The sequence below is a fragment of the Thalassobacter stenotrophicus genome, from assembly GCF_001458315.1.
Taxonomy (GTDB): domain Bacteria; phylum Pseudomonadota; class Alphaproteobacteria; order Rhodobacterales; family Rhodobacteraceae; genus Thalassobacter; species Thalassobacter stenotrophicus.
In genome coordinates, this window is the sequence record NZ_CYRX01000031.1 from 324,127 (window position 1) to 344,477 (window position 20,351).

Consider the following 20,351-nt stretch of genomic DNA (forward strand, 5'->3'; position numbering starts at 1 on the left):
GCACATCGCTGCGGGGCAAGGGTTGGCATTGCCCCGCGATTACGCGCATACTTCTCGCAGGGATTGAGGGAGACTACGATGAGCGAGCGGATCAGCTTCAAAGAAATGTGCGAAAAATTTGATGTAACGCCACGCACGTTGCGGCATTACGAGTACATTGAGCTTCTGTTTCCCGAAAAAGAAGGTCGCACACGGTTTTACGGTGCCCGCGAAGTCGCCCGCATGACCTTGATCCTGCGGGGGCGGAAATTCGGCTTTTCACTGGAAGAGATTCGCCAGTGGCTCGAGCTTTATGACGCCGATCCCGAGGGCCGGACACAGATGCTGGCTTGGATCGAACTGGCCGACAAACAGCTGCAAGAGTTAACGCAGCGTCGGGCAGAGGTGGATGAAGCGATCTCACAGCTGCAAACTTTGCGCGATAATGTGGCCGATACTCTGCCGGATTAACGATACGGACGCGCGTTTCCTATACGAAAGAGAGCGCCCCGATCCGTAAGATGCGCTCTAGACCGATGATTTTCTGTCACTGATAGCTGGCTCCTACAGGCGGTTTTAAATACTGTCTCCTCGCTTTGGCGTTGGTTTTCGGCTGTATGGGCGCGTTTTCGGACCGACCTTTGGTCACCTAAAATGTGACGCGACGTTAGAGTTACGTAAACGTAATATAAACTTGTAGCATAAACTGGAAATTCACATTTCCGGTGCACACACAGCTGCGCAGGAGTTGTGAATGGTGAAAAAGATGTCTGAAGAAACGATGACCATCCGAGAGATGTGCGATGCATATGATGTAACGCCGCGTACTCTTCGGTTCTATGAGGCGAAGGAGCTGTTGAGCCCAATCCGTGAAGGGCAAAAACGACTGTTTACCAAGCGTGACCGTGCCCGGCTCAAATTGATCCTGCGCGGCAAGCGATTTGGGTTCAGCCTCGAAGAAATCCGCCAACTTCTGGATCTTTATTACCTCGGTGACGGGCAAGCCACTCAGTACGCCCGCACTTATGAAATCGGCAAAAATCGTCTCGATGCGATGATTGTCCAACGTGATGAACTCAACGAGGCGATCGCCGAACTTGAGAGCCAACTGGAATGGGGAGCGAGCCTTATCGCCTCCGCGAACACTAACCAAAGAGTCGCCTCGTAACAGATACCCTGGGCGACGGCAGGGAGACAGGAAATGCCAGCGTTCAACGCCAACACCAAAGACATGCAATTCGTGCTGCACGAGGTCCTCAAAGCTTCTGAGCAGAACATCCCAGGCTATGACGAAATGGACGCCGATTTCACCGGCGCGGTGTTGGAGGAAGCGGGCAAGATCGCGAGCGAAGTCCTGCATCCGCTCAACGAAGTGGGCGACCGCGAAGGGTGTCAGCTAGAGAACGGCGTGGTGCGCACGCCAACCGGTTTTAAAGAGGCCTTTGATCAAATGCGCCATGGTGGCTGGACTGCCCTTGACTGCGACCCTGCCTACGGCGGCCAAGGCCTGCCTTATCTGATGCACACTGCGGTTGGCGAGATCATGTCCGCCTCGAACATGGCGTTCAACATGTACCCTGGCCTGACCCATGGTGCCTATTCCGCGATCCATGCCCACGGCTCAGACGCCCAAAAACAAACGTTCCTGCCCAAGATGGTGACCTGTGAATGGACCGGCACCATGAACCTGACCGAGCCACATTGTGGCACGGACCTTGGCCTGATGCGCACCCGCGCAGAGCCCCAAGACGACGGAAGCTATAAAATCACAGGGCAAAAGATTTTCATCTCAGCCGGTGATCACGACATGGCGGACAACATCATCCACCTTGTTCTCGCCAAGATTTCCGGCGCGCCCGAGGGGATCAAGGGCGTGTCCCTGTTCATTGTCCCTAAGGTCCTCGTAAACGACGACGGCAGCCTTGGCGCGCGCAACGATCTTTCGGTCGGCAAGATTGAAGAGAAAATGGGCATCCACGGCAACTCAACCTGCGTGATGAACTACGACGGTGCGACCGGATATCTCTTGGGTGAAGCGCACAAAGGCATGCGCGCAATGTTCACAATGATGAACGAAGCGCGCATTGGCGTCGGCCTTCAAGGCTATGCCCAGTCCGAAGTCGCCTATCAAAACGCCCGCGCCTATGCCCTTGACCGGCTACAGGGCCGTGACGTGACCGGCACAAAGCACCCCGAACTGGCCGCTGATCCGCTGATCGTACATCCCGACATTCGCCGCAATCTGATGGACCAAAAGTCCTTTGTCGAAGGCGCGCGCGCCTTTGCATTCTGGGGGGCTAACCTCATCGACCGGGCGCATCGCAACTCGGACGCCGAAGCCGACGGCCTGATTTCCCTAATGACCCCCGTCATCAAAGGGTTCCTGACCGACAAGGGCTATGAGATGACCATCAACGCCCAACAGGTCTATGGCGGGCACGGTTACATCGAAGAGTGGGGTATGTCCCAATTCGCCCGCGACGCACGGATCGCCATGATTTATGAGGGTGCGAATGGTGTACAGGCGCTTGATCTGGTGGGCCGCAAGCTCGCACAGGACGGTGGCAAGCATGTGATGGGCTTCTTTGAGATGGTGAAAACTTTCTGCAAGGAAAACGAGAGCGACGAGATGGCCGCCTTCGTTGAACCGCTCAAAAAAGCCTCCAAAGATCTACAGGCTGCGGGCATGTACTTCATGCAAGCGGGCATGAAAAACCCCAACAATGCGCTCGCAGGGTCCTATGACTTTATGCACATGATGGGGCATGTTTGCCTTGGCCTGATGTGGGCACGCATGGCACGCGCCGCACAGGACGCGCTGGCCAACGGCGCCGAGGATCGTGATTTCTATGACGCGAAGCTCGCAACTGCGCGCTACTACATGGCCCGCCAACTGCCCGCGACCTCGATGCATTTGTCGCGCATCGAAACCGGGGCAGATACCTTGATGGCACTAGACGCGGCCCATTTCTAAGCCAAGACTGCGTGGCGGGGCCCGTCCCCGCCACGCAATCACGGATCAATGCCTCAAATGCCGCCACCTCCCCGCCTCACCTGCCACTTTCCCGCAAAAATGACGGATGCCGGGTATCGGCAGCTTCGGGCCTTTGCCGCGCAATCAGGTTTGACAGAGGATGAGGCGCTGAGTTTCGTGTTCGAAAACCTATCGGGCCTGCTGGACGACGCGACCCTGATGCACCGCCTCGCGGGCTTCAAAAATCGGCTTTCGCAAGCCGACTAGAAAGCGGCCGAGCAGCACAGACCACCAAAGTTCCGTAAAACACAAAGCCCCCAATCTCCCGCCAAACGCGATACATCTCTGGTCCGCGCGCACATTGCACAGTACCACTCCGTGCAAAGGCAAAACTCAGGGCGGGAGGCTCTATCCAATGACCAAACTCTATTGCTTCGGCGAAAGCGGCAACGCGTACAAAGCGGCGTTGACCCTCACACTGGCCGAAGTTGACTGGACCCCAGTCCATGTTGATTTTTTCAACGGCGGCAGCCGCACACCTGAATTTCGCGCGATCAACCCCATGGGTGAGGTCCCCGTTCTGCTGGACGGCGATCAAACCATCACCCAATCCGGCGCGATCCAAACCTATGTCACCGAAAAAACGGGCAAGCTGATGCCCGCGTCGTCAGAAGACAAACGTGAAGTGCTGCGTTGGCTCCTGTGGGACAATCACAAACTGTCCGGTCAGGCCGGGATGACCCGTTTCTTGATGAATTTCCTGCCCCCCGAAAAACGCCCCCAAGAAGTGATCGGCTTTATGCAGGGGCGTCTCAAGGCGACTTATGGCGTCTTGAATGACCACCTAGAGGGGCGCAATTGGATCGTTGGCGATCAAATTACCATCGCCGACACTGCCTGCTGTGGTTATCTTTTCTACGAGGAACCCTTTGGGTTTGACCGCACAGAATGGTCCAATATTGACGCTTGGCTGGACCGGATCGCGGCCACGCCGGGCTGGAAACATCCCTACGACTTGATGCAACGCGCCTTCGGTGCATAACGGGCAACGCCCAAACACTTCGACACTCACCTAATTACCCTGCGCGGCAGTTTCGCCGCGCAGCCTTTTGGTATGCATGGCGGCGCGCCCAGTTTTGATCGCCACAAACCGAGATTTTTCCGCGCCTCTGCAATGCCGTGCGGACCAATAGACCGCGCATGCAATATCTATCCACGTGACTGGCCCAAGCCTGCGCGCAAACCGACCTTACGTTCACGTAAAAAACGCTACGTCATGCGGGCCGCGCCCCCTCGCATTGCCGGCAATGACTTGCCAAACTTCTAACCAACGGGCGCAAGCCTGCACCTAAACCACTGGCGTGCTATATCTATGAGGCACGCAAACAAAGATGTCGCCTCGGACACACACACCAAGGCCGCCCCCAAACGTTGCAAAGGACCGCAACCATGTCTGACGCTTATATCTACGACACCGTGCGCACACCGCGCGGCAAGGGCCGCAAGGACGGCAGCCTGCACGAAGTCACCGCCGTGCGGCTTTCCACCAATGTTCTGAACGCCTTGCGCGAACGTAACGGGCTAGAAGGCCACGCGGTTGAAGACGTGATCTGGGGCAATGCCACCCAAGTGATGGAACAGGGCGGCTGCTTGGCGCGGACCGCCGTGTTGGCCTCTGATCTGGATGAACGCATCCCAGGGCTCAGCATTAACCGTTTCTGTGCCTCTGGCATGGAGGCCGTTAACCTTGCGGCCAACCAAATCCGCGGCGGCGCAGGTGATGCCTATATCGCGGGCGGTGTTGAGTGCATGAGCCGCGTCGCGATGGGCTCGGACGGGGCGGCGATTGCCGTCGATCCTTCAGTCGCGATGGACCAATACTTCGTCCCCCAAGGGATTTCGGCAGATATCATCGCCACCGAATACGGCATCACCCGTGAACAAGCCGACCACCTTGCCGTGACCAGCCAACAGCGTGCCAAGGCCGCGTGGGACGACAACCGTTTTGCCAAATCAGTCGTGCCAGTGCGCGATCAAAACGGCCTCACGATCCTTGATCACGATGAATACATGCGCCCGCAGACCGATATGCAATCGCTCGGCAGCCTGAACCCCGCGTTCCAAGCCATGGGTGAGGTCATGCCCGGTTTCGACAAAATCGCGCTGATGAAATACCCCCATCTGGAGCGGATCAACCACATCCACCACGCGGGCAACAGCTCGGGCATTGTGGATGGTGCTGCGGGCGTTTTGGTCGGCTCCAAAGCCTTTGGTGAGGCGCACGGCCTCAAACCCCGCGCGGTCATTCGCGCAACGGCCAAAATTGGGCTGGACCCGACGATCATGCTGACCGGGCCGGTCCCGGTGACGGAACACATCCTCAAAACCTCGGGCATGAATATCGCCGACATCGATCTGTTCGAAGTGAATGAGGCGTTCTCCTCTGTGGTGTTGCGGTTCATGCAAGCGTTTGACGTGGACCATGACCGTGTGAACGTGAACGGCGGGGCCATTGCGATGGGTCACCCCCTTGGGGCCACCGGCGCCATTATCATTGGCACGCTTCTGGATGAGCTAGAGCGCAGCGGCAAAAGCACCGGCCTTGCCACTCTTTGCGTGGCCTCTGGCATGGGTGCTGCCACCATTATTGAGCGTATCTAATGCCGCGCGACCTTCCCACTATGACATCCCGCGCAGCCCCTGCGTCGTTTGCCAAAGGATCTGTAAATGACTGACTTTACCATGAAAACGGACGCTGACGGCGTGGCCACAATCACGTGGGATACCCTCGGTAAGTCCATGAATGTGATGAACCAACAGGGTTATCTAGACCTTGATGCGTTGATCGATCAGGCGTTGGCCGATGACGCGGTTAAGGGCGTCATCATCACCTCGGGCAAGCCCGGCTCGTTTGCGGGCGGCATGGACCTGAACATCATTGCGACCATGAAGGAAGCCGCGGGCGACGACCCCGCGCGCGGCCTTATGGACGGGTTGATGGCCTGCCACCGTATCCTGCGCAAAATTGAGCGCGCAGGCCAAGACCCCAAGACAAACAAAGGCGGCAAGCCGATTGCCTGCTGTCTGCCCGGCACAGCGCTTGGCATTGGGCTGGAAATCCCGCTGGCATGCCACCGCATTTTTGCCGCCGACAATCCAAAGGCCAAAATCGGACTGCCCGAAATCATGGTCGGCATCTTTCCCGGCATGGGCGGCACCACCCGGTTGGTGCGCAAAATGGGTGCCATGGCCGCCTCGCCCTTCCTGCTGGAGGGTAAGCTGAGCGATCCGAAAAAGGCCAAAGCGGCGGGCATCGTGGATGAGGTCGTCGCCCCCGACGAGCTGCATGCGAAGGCCAAAGAGTGGGTCCTATCCAGCCCAAAGATCACCAAACCATGGGATGAAAAGGGCTACAAAATGCCCGGTGGTGCCCCCTATCACCCGGCGGGTTTCATGACGTTTGTTGGCGCCTCCGCTATGGTGAACGGCAAAACACAAGGCGTCTACCCTGCGGCCAAGGCGCTTCTGTCTGCCGTATACGAAGGCGCAATGGTGGATTTCGACACTGCCCTTCGGATTGAAGCACGCTGGTTCACCAATGTGCTGATGAACCCCTCCTCCTCTGCGATGATCCGGTCGTTGTTCATCAACAAAGAGGCCCTGGAAAAAGGCGCGGTCCGCCCAGAGGTTGAGGATCAAAAGGTCCGCAAACTGGGTGTGATTGGTGCGGGCATGATGGGGGCTGGCATCGCACTTGTGTCTGCGCAGGCAGGCATCGAGGTGGTGCTGATTGATGCCGCCCAAGACGCCGCCGACCGCGGCAAGGCCTATAGCGAGACCTACCTCGACAAGGGTATGAAGCGCGGCAAAGTCACGGCCGAGAAAAAGGCCGCCGTACTGGCACAAATCACCGCCACGACGGATTACGCCGCGCTGGCGGGCTGTGATCTGGTGGTGGAGGCCGTGTTTGAGGATCCGACCGTCAAGGCCGAGGTCACCGCCAAGGTTGAAGCCGCCGTTGGGCCCGATTGTATCTTTGCGACCAACACATCGACCCTGCCAATCAGCCAGTTGGCCAAGGCCAGCGGTGCGCCCGAGCAGTTCATCGGCATCCACTTCTTCTCACCCGTGGAAAAGATGCTCTTGGTCGAAATCATCAAGGGCAAAGCCACCGGCGACCGTGCTGTGGCCAAGGCGCTCGATTATTTGCGCCAAATCCGCAAGACACCCATTGTCGTGAATGACGCGCGGTTCTTCTATGCCAACCGCTGTATCATCCCCTACATCAACGAGGGCCTGCGCATGGTGGCCGAGGGCGTCGCCCCTGCCCTGATTGAGAACGCAGCCAAACTGATCGGAATGCCATTGGGGCCGCTGCAATTGGTGGATGAAACCTCGATCGATCTGGGCGTCAAAATCGCCAAGGCGACCCGGGCCGCGATGGGTGATGCCTATCCTGATGGGGCCGTGGATGAGGTCTTGTTCTGGATGGCGGATGAAGGCCGCTTGGGCCGCAAATCCAACGCGGGCTTCTACAGCTACGACGCCAAGGGCAAGCGCGGCGGACTTTGGGAAGGGCTTGGCCCGAAATTCCCCCTCGCAGAGGCGCAACCAGATGTCACCGAAGTCCAGCACCGCCTGTTGTTCGCCCAAGTTCTAGAGGCCGTGCGCGCCCTGGAGGAAGGTGTCTTGATGGACATCCGCGAAGGCGATGTCGGCGCGATCCTCGGCTGGGGCTTTGCGCCGTGGTCCGGTGGACCGTTCTCATGGCTCGACATGGTTGGCACGCCGTGGGCCGCAGACACCTGTGACCGCCTGACCGAAACCTATGGCCCCCGGTTCACAACGCCTGCCCTGCTGCAAGAGATGGCCGACAAAGGCCAAAGCTTTTATCACCGGTTTGGCGGCGAAAAATCCGCAGCCTAACCTGCACATGACCATGGCGGGGCGCGTAACGGCGCGCTCCGCAACACTCAGCTATTTGGGGACACGGCCTGTGCGTTAGCCTCGGCTTCAGGCGCGGTTCGGCTGCGCAGCGCGATAATCACGCCCCCGGCCGCGATCATCGCAATCCCGATCAGCCCGACCCAGCCCAACACCTCACCCCAGACGAGCCAGCCGAACAGGGCCGAAAACCCCAACAGCGCGTATTCAAACACGCCCACGTAGGACGCTTCGGCCAACTGATAGGCCCGCGTCAGGAACATCACCGCGACCAGCGATCCCGCCGCCTGCACCCAGAGCCAGAACCACACCTCAACCGTGGGCCAAACCCAGCCGCGCATCACGAACCCGTCCGCGCCCGCAGGGGCCTCTGGCCCCACAAGACCCACGACGATCACGCCGACCAAGCCCCACAGCCACATCGCGGTAAACCCCGCGAGCGTCATCTCAAGGCTGCCCTCCTCGGGGCACCATTCCCGCGTCGAAATCATCGCAATCGCATAGAAGGCACCCGCCAGAACCGGCACGAAAGTCAGCGGCCCCACGGTCGCGGGATCGGGCGACAACACGGCCAAAATACCCACAAACCCCAACCCAACGGCCAGCACCCGCCAGACCCCGATACGCAGTCCGAAAAACACCACGGAGAAAATCAGAACCCAAATGGGCGACGTGAACAGCCCCGCCGCCGCCTGCGCGACGGGCATGAACGCCAAGGCCCCAAAGTAAATCATCATTGCGGAGGATAAAAACACCGACCGAAACACCATTCCCCGCCAAGAAACGACCCGCAATGGCGTGCCCCGCCAGACCACATAGGCCAGCGCCAAGCCCCACATCATCACTGATCGGATCAGGTGAAATGTCCAAAGGCTGCTGTCCGCCGCGATCACGCGAAGGAATTGATCGATCACGGAAATGATCGCCATACCGGTCAAGATTGCACCTGCCGCCGCAAGGGGTCTGTTTTGCATGAAGGCTCTTTCCATTTGCGCGTCTCACGATCACTATGGCGAGCGAATAAGCAGACGCAAGGGAGGGCGCGCTATGGGCTGGATGAAAGACGAAACAGGCCTTGAGAAATGTGATGCAAATCACGTCGCTTTGACGCCCCTGTCGCACCTAAACCGGGCTGCCCAAATCTGGCCTGAGCGGGAGGCGGTTGTTTATGGAAATATCCGTCGCACCTATGCCGAATACCATGCGCGCGTAAGCCGCTTGGCCTCGGCCCTGACGCGCGCTGGCGTTGAACCCGGCGATGTGGTCGCAACCCTTCTGCCCAACCTGCCTGCTCAGGCCGAGGCGCATTTTGGCGTGCCCGCCTGCGGCGCGGTACTAAACACGATCAACACCCGCCTAGAGGTCGATACAGTCGCCTATATCTTTGACCACGGTGAGGCCAAGATCGTGCTGGTCGACCCCCAGTTCCTGCCGGTGGCTGCCGCCGCATGCGAACAGATGGAAGGCACGCCCCCACGGTTGATCGAGGTTGCCGATAATGTAGCTGGTGTTCACGCCAGCGGTCTGCACATGACCTATGAGGATTTCCTCCAAACCGGTGACCCCGATGCGCCGTGGCTCATGCCCAAAGATGAGTGGGAGAGCATCGCGCTCAACTACACCTCAGGCACGACGGGGCGACCCAAGGGCGTCGTGTATCACCACCGGGGCGCTTATCTGATGACGATGGGCACCGTGATTTCGTGGCGGATGACCCTGCATCCAAGGTTCTTGGCGATTGTGCCGCTGTTTCACTGCAACGGCTGGTGCCACACCTGGATGATGCCCGTTTTGGGCGGCACCGTGCACTGCTGCCGCGACATCACCGCCGAGGCGATTTATGACGCCATCGCAGGCGGCGTGACCCACTTTGGCGGCGCACCCATCGTGTTGAACATGATCGTGAATGCCCCCGAGGCCACGCGCAAAGCCTTTGACCACACGGTCGAGGTCTTTACCGCTGGCGCCCCGCCTGCGCCCGCGACCCTTTCGGCGATTGGCAAGTTGGGCTTTAATATCACCCAAGTTTACGGCCTGACCGAAACCTATGGCCACGTGACCGAATGCTTGTGGAAAGACGATTGGAACGCTCTGCCTGCTGACGAACAAGCTGCGATCAAAGCCCGTCAGGGCGTGATCTTCCCGATGATGGAGGACATCACGGTACTAGACGCCGAGGGCCAGCCGATCGCCCAGGATGCAACCGCACAGGGTGAGATTGCCATTCGCGGCAACTCGGTCATGAAAGGCTACCTCAAGAACCCAGAAGCCACCCAAGAGGCCTTCAAGGGCGGCTATTTCCACACCGGTGACATCGCGATCCAACATCCCGACGGCTACGTCCAAATCGCAGATCGTGCCAAGGATATCATCATCTCAGGCGGTGAGAATATTTCATCGGTTGAGGTCGAAGGCGCCTTGATGGGTCACCCAGCGGTGATGCTCTGCGCGGTGGTTGCCAAGCCTGATGACAAATGGGGCGAAGTGCCCTGCGCCTTTGTGGAACTCAAGGACGGCGTCACCGCGACCGAGGCTGAGATCATCGCCTTCGCCCGGGAACGACTGGCCGGTTACAAGTCACCCAAGGCCGTGGTCTTTGGTGAACTGCCCAAAACCTCCACCGGGAAAATCCAAAAGTTTGAACTGCGCCAACGCTTGCGCCAATCGGCGTAGCGTTTGGCCCAGTGGCAGGGTCAGCGGCGGACCGCCGCATGGCCCTGCCACGGCCCCAAACCGCGCCTGGTGATCTTGCCGAGGCCCCCGGATACCCCTACTCTAATCACGAAAGAACAGGGGCCACCGCGCAGTGACCGCACTTAAGGACATCGCAAAAATTGAAACCACGGGCCTGTGGCGCGCCGATGAGGACGCCCAGAGGATCGAGGTCTTTGTGTCCGTGGGTGATGGCAGCCTGATCATCACCGACATATCCAATACCGCGCTGTCCCATTGGGCCTTAGCGGCCGTACACAGGCGCAATCCCGGGAAACGGCCCGCAATCTATGCGCCCGGCCGCGACACGCCCGAAGAGCTAGAGATCGAAGACGCCACGATGATCGACGCGATTGAGCGCATTCGCACGGCCATTGATCGCACCCGCCCCCATCCCGGTCGCCTACGTGTGCTGAGCCTTTTGGCGATCACCGTCACATTGCTGGCGTTGGCGCTGTTTTGGGTGCCAAAGGCCCTACGCGATCACACGCTTTCTGTTCTGCCTGGCCCACAGCAGGTGGCAATTGGCCAGAGTATGTTGTCGCGCATCACGACCCTCACGGGTCCGGCCTGTTCCGACCCCCAAGGCCTAGAAGCGCTGCGCGTGCTCAACGCCCGGGTCCTGCCGCAGACGCGCGCGCGGATCGTCGTCTTGCCCAACCTGCCCAAGCCGACGATGCACCTGCCCGGCGGCCACATCATTGTCTCAGCGGATCTGTTGGATCCCGGCTCCGCGGCGGAGGCTGTTGCAGGCCATATCCTGACCGCGTCCCTGCGCGCAGATCTGTATGACACGCTGAGCGAATATCTCACCTTCGCGGGCTTTCGTGAAACGTTTCGGCTCCTCACCAGCGGTGAAACTAACCCCGAAACGCTGCGCCGCTACGTTGACCTAAAGCTGACGCGCCCCGCGACGGAGGTTGACGATAGCCACCTGCTCGACGCTTTCTCAGCGCGGTCCCTACCGGTGGCGCCCTACGCACGCAGCCTGCCCCGCGATGGTCCCCAAGCCGCGCGCCTCGTCGCAGCCGACCCCTTTGCCAACCAGCCTGCGCCAGAGGTGTTATCGGACACGGATTGGTTAACGCTCGCGAATATCTGTCAGTGACCTTTAATCATCTTGCTCGATGAGCCGTTGCGGCACGCTCTCGGTCCATGTCCGCCGCATTTGCGACGTTCCGTTATCGGTGCCGACTCCACGAAACACGTTCAAGCGCCCGTCGGTCCACGCCTCTTTGTAACCCTTTGGAACAGCGATGCGCTGGGTATCGCGGCTCAACCGCTTGGCGGTCTCCGCTGATCCGACGATCACAGTTCCCTGCGCGCTGGGTGAAAAGCTGTATGTCGCGTCGCTCGCCACAACAATTCGCGCCGGTGCGGTGCGGCGCAGATCCTTGCCGTTCAACCCTTCCAGCCCATGGGTGCTATTGCGCGTTTGCGGCGGGATTTGAATGGCCACGAGGTTACTCGGACCAACCTCAGAGGCCGTATCACAGCCGATCCTATGCCCGAGGCGCAACGCCGTCGCCCCACATGCCGCGCGGGTCGCGGGCCGCATCACAACATCTGCGGCGCTAGCCATCGGCGCGGCGGACGTGCTGCGCGCGCCTGATCGAGGGGCTGACATCAACGTGATCTCCTGCACAGACGCAAGCTGTTTGGCAGACGTCGTTGTGTGTGCAACCGTTGCCACCGCGGTTTCTGGCCCCTGTGTCGCTTCGGTTTTCGTCGGCGTATACCCGCACAGCGGTTCGTTCGACCGCGTCAAGCGGGGCATCCAAGCGACCACATCGCCCTGCCCCGCACGCACGAACACGCATCCCGCGCTGTCCACATATTGGCGGCCGTTAAAAGCACTCGGGGGCACCTCGGCCGGAGTGGTCACGGCCACAACCACATCGCTTTGCGCACTTGCGGCAACCGCACCAGAGACGACGACCGAACAGGCCAACAAGAGAGGGAATGCACGCATCGGGCGGGCCCTTTTTGTGGTTAATTGGCATAGCTTTAATTAACCACGATGATGCAGCAGGAGAGCCCTGCAAGTAAAGCTATTTGGCTTATTTGGTGCCAAACATGCGGTCACCCGCATCCCCTAGGCCCGGAACAATATATCCATGTTCGTTAAGTTTTTCGTCCACAGATGCAGTGGTGATCGGCACATCCGGATGCGCCTCTTGCATGCGCGCCACACCCTCGGGCGCCGCCAATAAACACAAGAATCGAACGTCCCGCGCGCCCGCTTTCTTAAGCAAATCAATCGCCGCGACTGAGCTGTTTCCCGTCGCCAGCATAGGATCGACGGCAATGACCACACGGTCCTCAAGCGATTGAGGCACCTTGAAATAATACTGCACCGGCTCAAGCGTTTCTTCATCCCGGTAGAGACCGACAAAGCCAACGCGCGCCGAGGGGATCAGTTCCAACACCCCATCCAACAGCCCGTTCCCGGCCCGCAGGATCGACACCAACGCAAGCTTTTTGCCCGCCAAAACCGGCGCATCCATGTCCTGCATCGGCGTCGCAATGGTCCGAAGCTCGGTCGGCAAATCACGCGTAATTTCGTAGGCGAGCAGTTGGCTGATCTCTCGCAAGAGTTGGCGAAAAACCGCCGTGGGCGTGTCCTGCGCACGCATCAGCGTAAGCTTATGTTGCACCAAGGGGTGATCAACAACAGTGAGCGGTGCGGTCATGGGGTGTCCTCCAGTGCGGTGAGCAAACGGGCCTTGGTCTCGGGGTCGCAAAATGCGGCTTCGGCAGCGACACGCGCCTGTGCCATCAATCCTTCAACGCCCCAACCAAAGGTGCGGTCTAGGGCTTCGTACTCGGCCGTCATCGTGGTGTGAAAGAACGGCGGATCATCGGTAGACACCGTGACTTTTACGCCCCGTTCTCTTAATTTTTCAATGGGATGCGCATCGACGTTACGGTAAATTCCCAAGGCGACATTTGACCCCGGGCAGACTTCCAACACGACACCGGCCTCCGCCAGATCCTCGCACAGACACGGGTCTTCGACGGCACGCACGCCGTGTCCGATACGCGCCAAGCCAAGGTCCTGCCACGCCGCCCGAATAGTGTCCGGCGCGCTCCATTCCCCTGCATGGCTGGTCAGTTCCAACTGTGCTTCCCGCGCGCAATCGAACGCCCATGCGTAGTCCCGTGCGGTGCCGATGCTTTCATCGCCGCCCATCCCAAAGCCGGTGATGAAACTGCCCGCAGTCTCAGCGGCGCAGCGGGCCACGGCCTTGGCGCGATCAGGCCCGAAATGGCGGATGCACGTAACGATACCGCGCATTTCGATCCCGAACTCGGTGCGAGCTTCCAACGCAGTCTCCTGCATCGCAGCAAGGTAATCGCGCCACGCGGATACATCGCCACCACCGCAAAAATCGGGGCTGATAAAGGCCTCGGTATAGATCACACCATGCGCCGCGCTTTGCTCTAGCACCTCACGCGTGAGGCGCGCGTAATGCTCAGGTGAGCGTAAGACCGATGTCGCCGCCTCATAGGTCCGCAAGAACCCGGGAAAGTCGTCATAGGCATAGTGGCCCGCCTCATCAAACACCCCGTCGAGCGAAACTTTTTGCTCTGACGCCAGCCCACGGATAAACGCGGCCGGCGCCGCGCCTTCAAGGTGAAGATGCAGCTCTATCTTTTTCAAATCTCTCACAAAAAACTCCGCCCCGGCCCATCGGCCTTTACCTGCAAATGGCCCGCAATACTGGCTGCAACATCCGCAAATGCACGCAGTCCAATCGCACCCCCACCAAGCCCCACAACAGGCACCCGTTCGCGCGTATGATCATTGCCGCGCCACGTGGGGTCATTGCCGTGATCGGCGGTGATGATCAGCAGATCATCGGCCCGCATGTTTTGCAAAACGCGTGGCAGTTGGCTGTCGAACCACTCCAATGCGCGGGCATATCCCGACACATCGCGGCGGTGCCCATAAAGGCTGTCAAACTCCACAAAGTTGGCGAAGGTCAGGCTGCCATCAGGCGCAGTTTTGCTCGCCTCGACCAAGTGTTCCATCAAATCCGCATCCGCCCCCTTATGGCTTTTGCTGATCCCACGCCCCGAGAAAATGTCTGAAATTTTACCAATCCCAATCACGTCGCGCCCCGCCTCGGACACCCAATCACACAGCATCGGCGCGGGCGCTTCTATTGCGAAATCCTTGCGGTTTTGGGTGCGGGTATAGCCCTGCTTGGCGTCTCCCACATAGGGACGTGCGATCACACGACCTACGCGCATCGCATGAAGATATGGCGCTAACTCACTACAAAGGTTATACAATCGATCAAGGCCGAATATCTCTTCGTGGGCCGCGATCTGAAAAACACTGTCCACAGAACTATAGCAAATCGGCCAGCCAGTGCGGGCATGCGCCTCGGCCTCTTGTTCGATGATCAAGGTGCCAGAGGCATGCCGATTGCCCAAAATACCGTCCGTGCCCGCTAGCGCGCACACCTTTGCCACCAGATCCGCTTCAAAGCACGGATTGGTATCCGGAAAGTAATGCCAGTCCCAAGGGACCGGAAGTCCCGCAAGCTCCCAATGGCCGGAAGGCGTGTCCTTGCCGCGCGACACTTCGGTCGCCGCCCCCCACAGGCCCGTGGGCTTTGCGTCTAATCCCGGCGTCTCGGCACCAGAGGCCAATTGGATGGCGGCTCCCAAACCCAATGCATCCAAGTGCGGCAGGCTCAGCGGACCGCTGCGGCCCTCCTCAGCACGGCCCGCCGCACACGCTTGAGCGATGTGCGCGAGCGTATTGGCCCCCTCATCCCCGAATTCAGCCGCATCAGGCGCGCCGCCGCACCCGACAGAGTCGAGCACCACCAAAAAGGCCCGGGCCTGAACACTCATCCGATCCGCTCCCCGATGAGGGTCGGTGGCGTAACCGCCCTGTCGCTAAAACTAAGCGCGCCATAGACTTTGGCGGCAGCGGCCTCTGCATCATCAGCGTCGTCGGCATGGATGCGGACCAGCGGCTGATCCGACGAAATCGCATCTCCGATCGACACCAGATCTGATAGGCCCACCGCAGGGTTCACCATGTCCGTTTCGACCCGGCGCCCCCCGCCCAAATCCAACACCACATCGCCCAAAACGCGCGTATCAATCCCCGCAACGACACCGGGTGCCTCGGCCCTGAGTTCAACCACCACAGGGGCCGCAGGCAGGCGGTCACGCCAATGCTCCGGGAAATCCGCAGGGCCCCCTTGTGCCGCGACCATCTGGCCAAATCGCTCTGCCGCATCGCCGTTGTCCAGCACACGGCCGATCCGCTGCGCGCCGTCTTGGGCGTCGGCGGCCATACCTCCAAGCGCCAGCGCCTCACCTCCCAAAACCTCAACCAATGTGCGCAAACGCGGGGATGCTCCCGCCCCTCCGGTCAGCAGTTTCATCACCTCGATCACCTCCAGCGCATTACCCGCCGCCGGGACCGCAGGTTGGCTCATGTCGGTCATCAAGGCCGTCGTCATGCAGCCCGCACCTTGTGCCGTTTCCACCAACGCATGCGCGAGCCGTCGCGCGGCATCCGCATCGGGCAGGATCGCGCCTGAGCCGGTTTTTACGTCCAGAACAAGCGCCTCAACACCCTCGGCCAGTTTCTTAGACAGGATCGAAGCGCAGATCAGGTCGAGGCTATCGACCGTCCCGGTCACGTCACGCACCGCGTATAGCCGCGCATCGGCCGGGGCCAAGCGCGCGTTGGCCGCGACGATCGCACAGCCGATTTCCTCGACTTGGGCCTGCAACCGCTCGACCGAAAGCTGCGTGGTCAGGCCCGGTATGGCCTCAAGCTTATCAAGGGTGCCGCCGGTGTGCCCAAGCCCCCGCCCCGACACCATCGGGACATAGGCCCCGCAGGCCGCAAGCGCAGGCGCGAGCGCAAGGCTAACCGGATCACCCACGCCGCCCGTGGAATGTTTGTCCAACACAGGGCCCGGCAGGTCCCAGCGCAACGTCTCACCGCTTTGGACCATGGCCGCGGTCAGATGGACACGCCCCTCGGCCCCAAGGCCACGCGTACACACGCCCATCGCAAAGGCCCCAGCCTGCGCATCGGTCACGGTGCCCTCAGCCAAACCATTGGCAAACCAATAGATCTCAGCCTCATAGAGCGGCGCACCGCCTCGTAATTTCTGCAAAATATGTGCGGCGTCCATGGGCCTAGACCCGCGCCATATGGCCCGCATCAAAGGCTCCGGGCAACAGATCACCCACCCGCGTTGTGTGGGTTTCACCGGCGACTGTGGCCAGTGTGACCATCACGTCAGAGGCCGCGAATTCCGCCAGCTTTTGACGACAGCCCCCGCAGGGCGGAACGGGGTCCGGACTATCGGCCACGACGTACACCTCGGCCACGCCGCGCGCGCCGCTTGCGACCATCGCAGCCAAGGCTCCGGCCTCGGCACACGTGCCCTCGGGATAGGCGACATTTTCGACGTTGCAGCCAACAAAGACCGCCCCATCGACGGTCCGCAAAGCCGCGCCGACCTTGAAGTTGGAATAAGGCGCATGGGCGTTTTCACGTACCGCAAGAGCAGCCGCACGAAGGTCCGTCGGGGGGGAAGTCAGGTCTGTCATGGGGTCTCCTGTGCGGGGTTACGACCAGTGTCGCGCCACAGCCTCAGGAGTGCAAGAGCCAAGCCGCGTTAGGCCCCACCAGAACCCGCACGCCGCGTCGCCTCTGACGGCCGCGCCCCGCGCTTGGCCCACGCCTCGCGCTTGCGGTACAGCGTTGAGGGCGACACATCCAACACCCGCGCCGCACGAGGCACCGAGCCTTGCTGTTGGCGAATGGTTTCCTCAATGATCACCTCTTCTACGTCCGCAAGTGAGCGGCCCAGAAGGCTGTCAAACGGGGTAGAGGATTGGTTGGCGTGCTGCCGGGTCGTCATCTCCATCGGCAGCATATCCATCGTGATCAACGGACCTTCGTGCAGCAGAACCGTGCTTTTGATCAGGTTGATCAACTGGCGCACATTGCCGGGCCATTCATAGGTGCGGAAAAAGTCGGCCACATCAGGCTCCAACCCGACGAAACCGCCCTCGCTGCGTGTTTCGAACCGCCGCAGCGTGGCGTTGGCAATCGCGACAACGTCCTCACCGCGCTCAGACAATGCAGGCACCCGCACGGGCGCCACATAGAGGCGGTGGAACAGGTCTTCGCGCAGGTGTCCTTCGCGAACTTCGGCAAAGGGGTCCCGGGTGGTGGCGGTGATTAGCTGCACCTTTGCCGACCTGCCGGGGGTGGCGTCCAATCGGTGCAAACGCTCCATCAAGGCGGCTTGCGCTTGGTCGCTCAGGGTGCAGGGTTCCGCGATGTAGGCGGTGCCGCCCATTGCTGCAGTGATCACATCCGGGGTGTCTTCGGTCCCTGTCAGGGCCGCTAGTTGAGCATCTGGGCACATCACAGAGGCAATCAGCTTGATAAAGGGTGCCGCCTCCGGCGCATCATGGGCCAACACATGGATTGCCTTGGCACTGGCCAATCGGCCCGACCCGGTGGGACCGCGCAAAAAGATCGGCACACCCGACCTGCTAACCGCGCGAACCTGGCGGTACAGTTCGTGCATCACCGGGGCAAACCCCGTGAACCCCGGCAAAGGGGCCGCACGCATCGGATCGCTTTGCGGTGGGGTCGGTTTCGCAGCCGCAGCACCAGCCGCCACAACCTTGAGCGCAGGACGCCCGCCAAGAAGGATCGCGTTGTGTACTGCACGCCGCAAATGCGTGTCTGAAACCGGTTTGGGTAAAAACTCGGACGCGCCGTGTCGCATGGCGTCCACCGCGGTTTGGATCGTGCTTTGCGCCGTCAAAACCACAAACGGGATCTGCGGTGCTAAGGCCTGACAATCCTGAATCAACTCCAGCCCGTCACGGTCCGGCAACAACAAATCCAGCACAACCGCCGCAGGGGCGGCCCGGGAATACAAATCCAACGCCTCGGCGGCAGTGCCCGCGTGGGTCACTTCAAACCCGTCATCGCTGAGGATCTGGGTGTAATATGCGGCTTGGGTCGGGTTGTCCTCAACAAGAAGGATCGTTTGTGTCATGGTTAATCCCCTTGTGGCGGAACGACAGCCAATGCAGCACGCAACCTATCCAATGCGTCCAGCAAATCTGGTGTGTCACGCGCGACGACATCTGCATTGCCTTGCCGCGCGGCGGTGTTGAGCGCTTGCGCGGCTTTATGAACCTTGCCCGCGCCGACAGCAGAGCTGAGCGAGATCAAGATATGCGTATGATTTCGGGTTTCCGCCAAATCGCCGGACGCCTGCGCCGCACGCATGCCACGCGACACCATGGCCAGATCGGACTGTAGGCGGTCCATCAACTCTGGCGCGCCTTCCTGGCCCGCGATCCGCAACAGGTTGCGCAAGGTTTCGCGGTCATAGGGCAGCGCTTCCTGCCGGGCCTCTGCCCCTTTGGCGGCAATAACCGGCGCGCTGGCGTGCGCGGCGATATAATGCAGCAACGCATGACCAAAGCTTTCGATAGAAACCAACGGCTTGGCCAACAAGCCATCCGCCCCAGCGGCGTAAATCGCATCACGGTTGCTACGCAAAACATAGGTCGTCATCGCAATCAGCGGCATGCTGGGATAAATCCCCGAACGCTGCCGATTGCGCGCCGCGCGCAGCACATCGAGACCGCCAAGCCGCGGCATTTCGATATCAATCAGCGCAAGGTCAAACCGCTCCCGGCTCATCCAGTTAAGCGCCTCAACCCCGTCGGAGGCCAGTTCACACTCCGCCCCCATCGTCGCCAACATCTGGCTCACCAACAGCTGGCTCGTATCGTTATCCTCAGCCACCAAGATGCGGTATGCGCTTAGGTCCGGCGCACCGCCCCCTGTATCGCTTGCGGCGTGCCATGCTTGATATGGCACCTCCAAGATGGCTTCGGCGCCGCCGCTGGCAAGGTTTGTGATGGACAGCTTTGCACCCAGCGTGTCGGCGTTTTGCTTGGAGATATGCAGCCCCAAACCGCCGCCTGTCGCCTCATCCTCAGAAGAGCGCGCATTGAGCGAGAACAGCCGCGTCAAAGCGGCGTCTGAAAAGCCCGGCCCCTCATCGGTGACAGAAAATCGCAGCACCTCAGCCTCAGCCAGCGTCACGCTCAGCCGGACATTGCTTTCGCCAGCGTGTTTCACCGCATTGCCGATCAGATTGGCCAAAACCCGTTCCAGCGCGAGGCGGTCCAACTGGACCACGTCGGGCACATCGGGTGCCACATCCAGCGTGAACGTCACACCCTGGAGGTTGCCGCGCATCGTCCAACGTTTTTCCATATCGCGCAGGAATCGCCGCAAATGCAGGTTAGAGGCCAGAAGGTGATGATGTTTGCCCCCTGACACAAACATCAAAGCGTCCTCGATCAGCCGCGCCAACACCTCTGACGAGGCATGTATGCCACCAATTTGTGAACGAAGCGCCGCATCCAGATCCTGTGTCTCAATCAGTCGCAGACCCCCGATAACATCAGATACAGCAGACCGAATATCGTGACTGAGCAGTTCTATTTCACGCTCCAACGCGTCAGAGCCATCGGTATCGGAAATTTCTGAGCCTGTTTCAGGCGGGTAGGACACGGGATATTCCTTTTGCCGTTTCACGGCAGTAGGGGAGAGCTTTTAAACCTCTGGTTGAGCGCGATATTATCTGTCTATCTCAATGATAGAAAAAATCAAGAAATTTCGCCTTTTTGAGGCTATTTCCGGTGCGTC

Annotated in this window: 18 protein-coding genes; 9 read left to right on the plus strand and 9 right to left on the minus strand. The window is 60.0% G+C overall.

Annotated elements, in window-relative coordinates; translation table 11 throughout:
- Nucleotides 1-78: 78 nt before the first annotated feature.
- From THS5294_RS12210 to THS5294_RS12240, 7 genes are all read left to right on the plus strand, one after another.
- Nucleotides 79-450: a MerR family transcriptional regulator gene (locus tag THS5294_RS12210; RefSeq protein WP_038003682.1), complete on the plus strand. Its 372-nt coding sequence runs from the start codon at nt 79-81 to the stop codon at nt 448-450.
- A gap of 295 nt (nt 451-745) precedes the next feature.
- A complete protein-coding gene (locus THS5294_RS12215) occupies nt 746-1,147 on the plus strand; it encodes a MerR family transcriptional regulator (RefSeq protein WP_038003913.1) in 402 nt (133 codons plus the stop codon).
- 33 nt (nt 1,148-1,180) lie between these two features.
- Nucleotides 1,181-2,953, plus strand: coding sequence for an acyl-CoA dehydrogenase C-terminal domain-containing protein (locus tag THS5294_RS12220; RefSeq protein ID WP_058123982.1), 1,773 nt, complete (start codon nt 1,181-1,183; stop codon nt 2,951-2,953).
- Nucleotides 2,954-3,010: 57 nt separating this feature from the next.
- On the plus strand, nt 3,011-3,220 hold the full coding sequence (locus THS5294_RS12225) for a hypothetical protein (protein WP_058123983.1): 210 nt from the start codon (nt 3,011-3,013) through the stop codon (nt 3,218-3,220).
- A gap of 148 nt (nt 3,221-3,368) precedes the next feature.
- The gene (locus tag THS5294_RS12230; RefSeq protein WP_058123984.1) at nt 3,369-3,995 is read left to right on the plus strand and encodes a glutathione S-transferase family protein; all 627 of its coding nucleotides are present in this window, start codon (nt 3,369-3,371) and stop codon (nt 3,993-3,995) included.
- Nucleotides 3,996-4,402: 407 nt separating this feature from the next.
- Nucleotides 4,403-5,614, plus strand: coding sequence for an acetyl-CoA C-acetyltransferase (locus THS5294_RS12235; protein ID WP_058123985.1), 1,212 nt, complete (start codon nt 4,403-4,405; stop codon nt 5,612-5,614).
- Between the two features lie 66 nt (nt 5,615-5,680).
- The gene (locus THS5294_RS12240) at nt 5,681-7,879 is read left to right on the plus strand and encodes a 3-hydroxyacyl-CoA dehydrogenase NAD-binding domain-containing protein (RefSeq protein WP_058123986.1); all 2,199 of its coding nucleotides are present in this window, start codon (nt 5,681-5,683) and stop codon (nt 7,877-7,879) included.
- A 47-nt stretch (nt 7,880-7,926) separates the two neighbouring features.
- On the opposite strand, the gene THS5294_RS12245 is transcribed toward THS5294_RS12240, so the two are convergent.
- Complete coding sequence (locus THS5294_RS12245) at nt 7,927-8,871, minus strand: DMT family transporter (protein WP_058123987.1); 945 nt, start codon at nt 8,869-8,871, stop codon at nt 7,927-7,929.
- Between the two features lie 73 nt (nt 8,872-8,944).
- On the opposite strand from THS5294_RS12245, the gene THS5294_RS12250 reads away from it, so the two are divergent.
- Both THS5294_RS12250 and THS5294_RS12255 read left to right on the plus strand, forming a co-directional pair.
- Complete coding sequence (locus THS5294_RS12250; RefSeq protein WP_058123988.1) at nt 8,945-10,570, plus strand: AMP-binding protein; 1,626 nt, start codon at nt 8,945-8,947, stop codon at nt 10,568-10,570.
- A 133-nt stretch (nt 10,571-10,703) separates the two neighbouring features.
- The gene (locus THS5294_RS12255; RefSeq protein WP_058123989.1) at nt 10,704-11,717 is read left to right on the plus strand and encodes a hypothetical protein; all 1,014 of its coding nucleotides are present in this window, start codon (nt 10,704-10,706) and stop codon (nt 11,715-11,717) included.
- Nucleotides 11,718-11,720: 3 nt separating this feature from the next.
- Here THS5294_RS12255 and THS5294_RS12260 read toward each other — a convergent pair whose 3' ends face one another.
- The 8 genes from THS5294_RS12260 to THS5294_RS12295 all read right to left on the minus strand — a co-directional run bounded on the left by THS5294_RS12260 (nt 11,721) and on the right by THS5294_RS12295 (nt 20,216).
- A complete protein-coding gene (locus tag THS5294_RS12260; RefSeq protein WP_058123990.1) occupies nt 11,721-12,581 on the minus strand; it encodes a hypothetical protein in 861 nt (286 codons plus the stop codon).
- Nucleotides 12,582-12,669: 88 nt separating this feature from the next.
- Complete coding sequence (upp, locus tag THS5294_RS12265) at nt 12,670-13,302, minus strand: uracil phosphoribosyltransferase (RefSeq protein ID WP_058123991.1); 633 nt, start codon at nt 13,300-13,302, stop codon at nt 12,670-12,672.
- Nucleotides 13,299-14,282, minus strand: a complete 984-nt coding sequence (locus THS5294_RS12270) for an adenosine deaminase (RefSeq protein WP_058123992.1) — start codon at nt 14,280-14,282, stop codon at nt 13,299-13,301. The genes upp and THS5294_RS12270 overlap by 4 nt, the downstream gene beginning before the upstream one ends.
- Nucleotides 14,279-15,478, minus strand: a complete 1,200-nt coding sequence (locus tag THS5294_RS12275) for a phosphopentomutase (protein ID WP_058123993.1) — start codon at nt 15,476-15,478, stop codon at nt 14,279-14,281. The genes THS5294_RS12270 and THS5294_RS12275 overlap by 4 nt, the downstream gene beginning before the upstream one ends.
- On the minus strand, nt 15,475-16,785 hold the full coding sequence (locus THS5294_RS12280) for a thymidine phosphorylase (RefSeq protein ID WP_058123994.1): 1,311 nt from the start codon (nt 16,783-16,785) through the stop codon (nt 15,475-15,477). The genes THS5294_RS12275 and THS5294_RS12280 overlap by 4 nt, the downstream gene beginning before the upstream one ends.
- 4 nt (nt 16,786-16,789) lie before the next feature.
- Nucleotides 16,790-17,206, minus strand: coding sequence for a cytidine deaminase (locus tag THS5294_RS12285; protein WP_058123995.1), 417 nt, complete (start codon nt 17,204-17,206; stop codon nt 16,790-16,792).
- A 68-nt stretch (nt 17,207-17,274) separates the two neighbouring features.
- Nucleotides 17,275-18,678: a sigma-54-dependent transcriptional regulator gene (locus tag THS5294_RS12290; protein ID WP_058123996.1), complete on the minus strand. Its 1,404-nt coding sequence runs from the start codon at nt 18,676-18,678 to the stop codon at nt 17,275-17,277.
- A 2-nt stretch (nt 18,679-18,680) separates the two neighbouring features.
- Entirely contained in the window at nt 18,681-20,216 is a 1,536-nt protein-coding gene (locus tag THS5294_RS12295; RefSeq protein WP_058123997.1) for a response regulator, read from the minus strand.
- Nucleotides 20,217-20,351 lie beyond the last annotated feature (135 nt).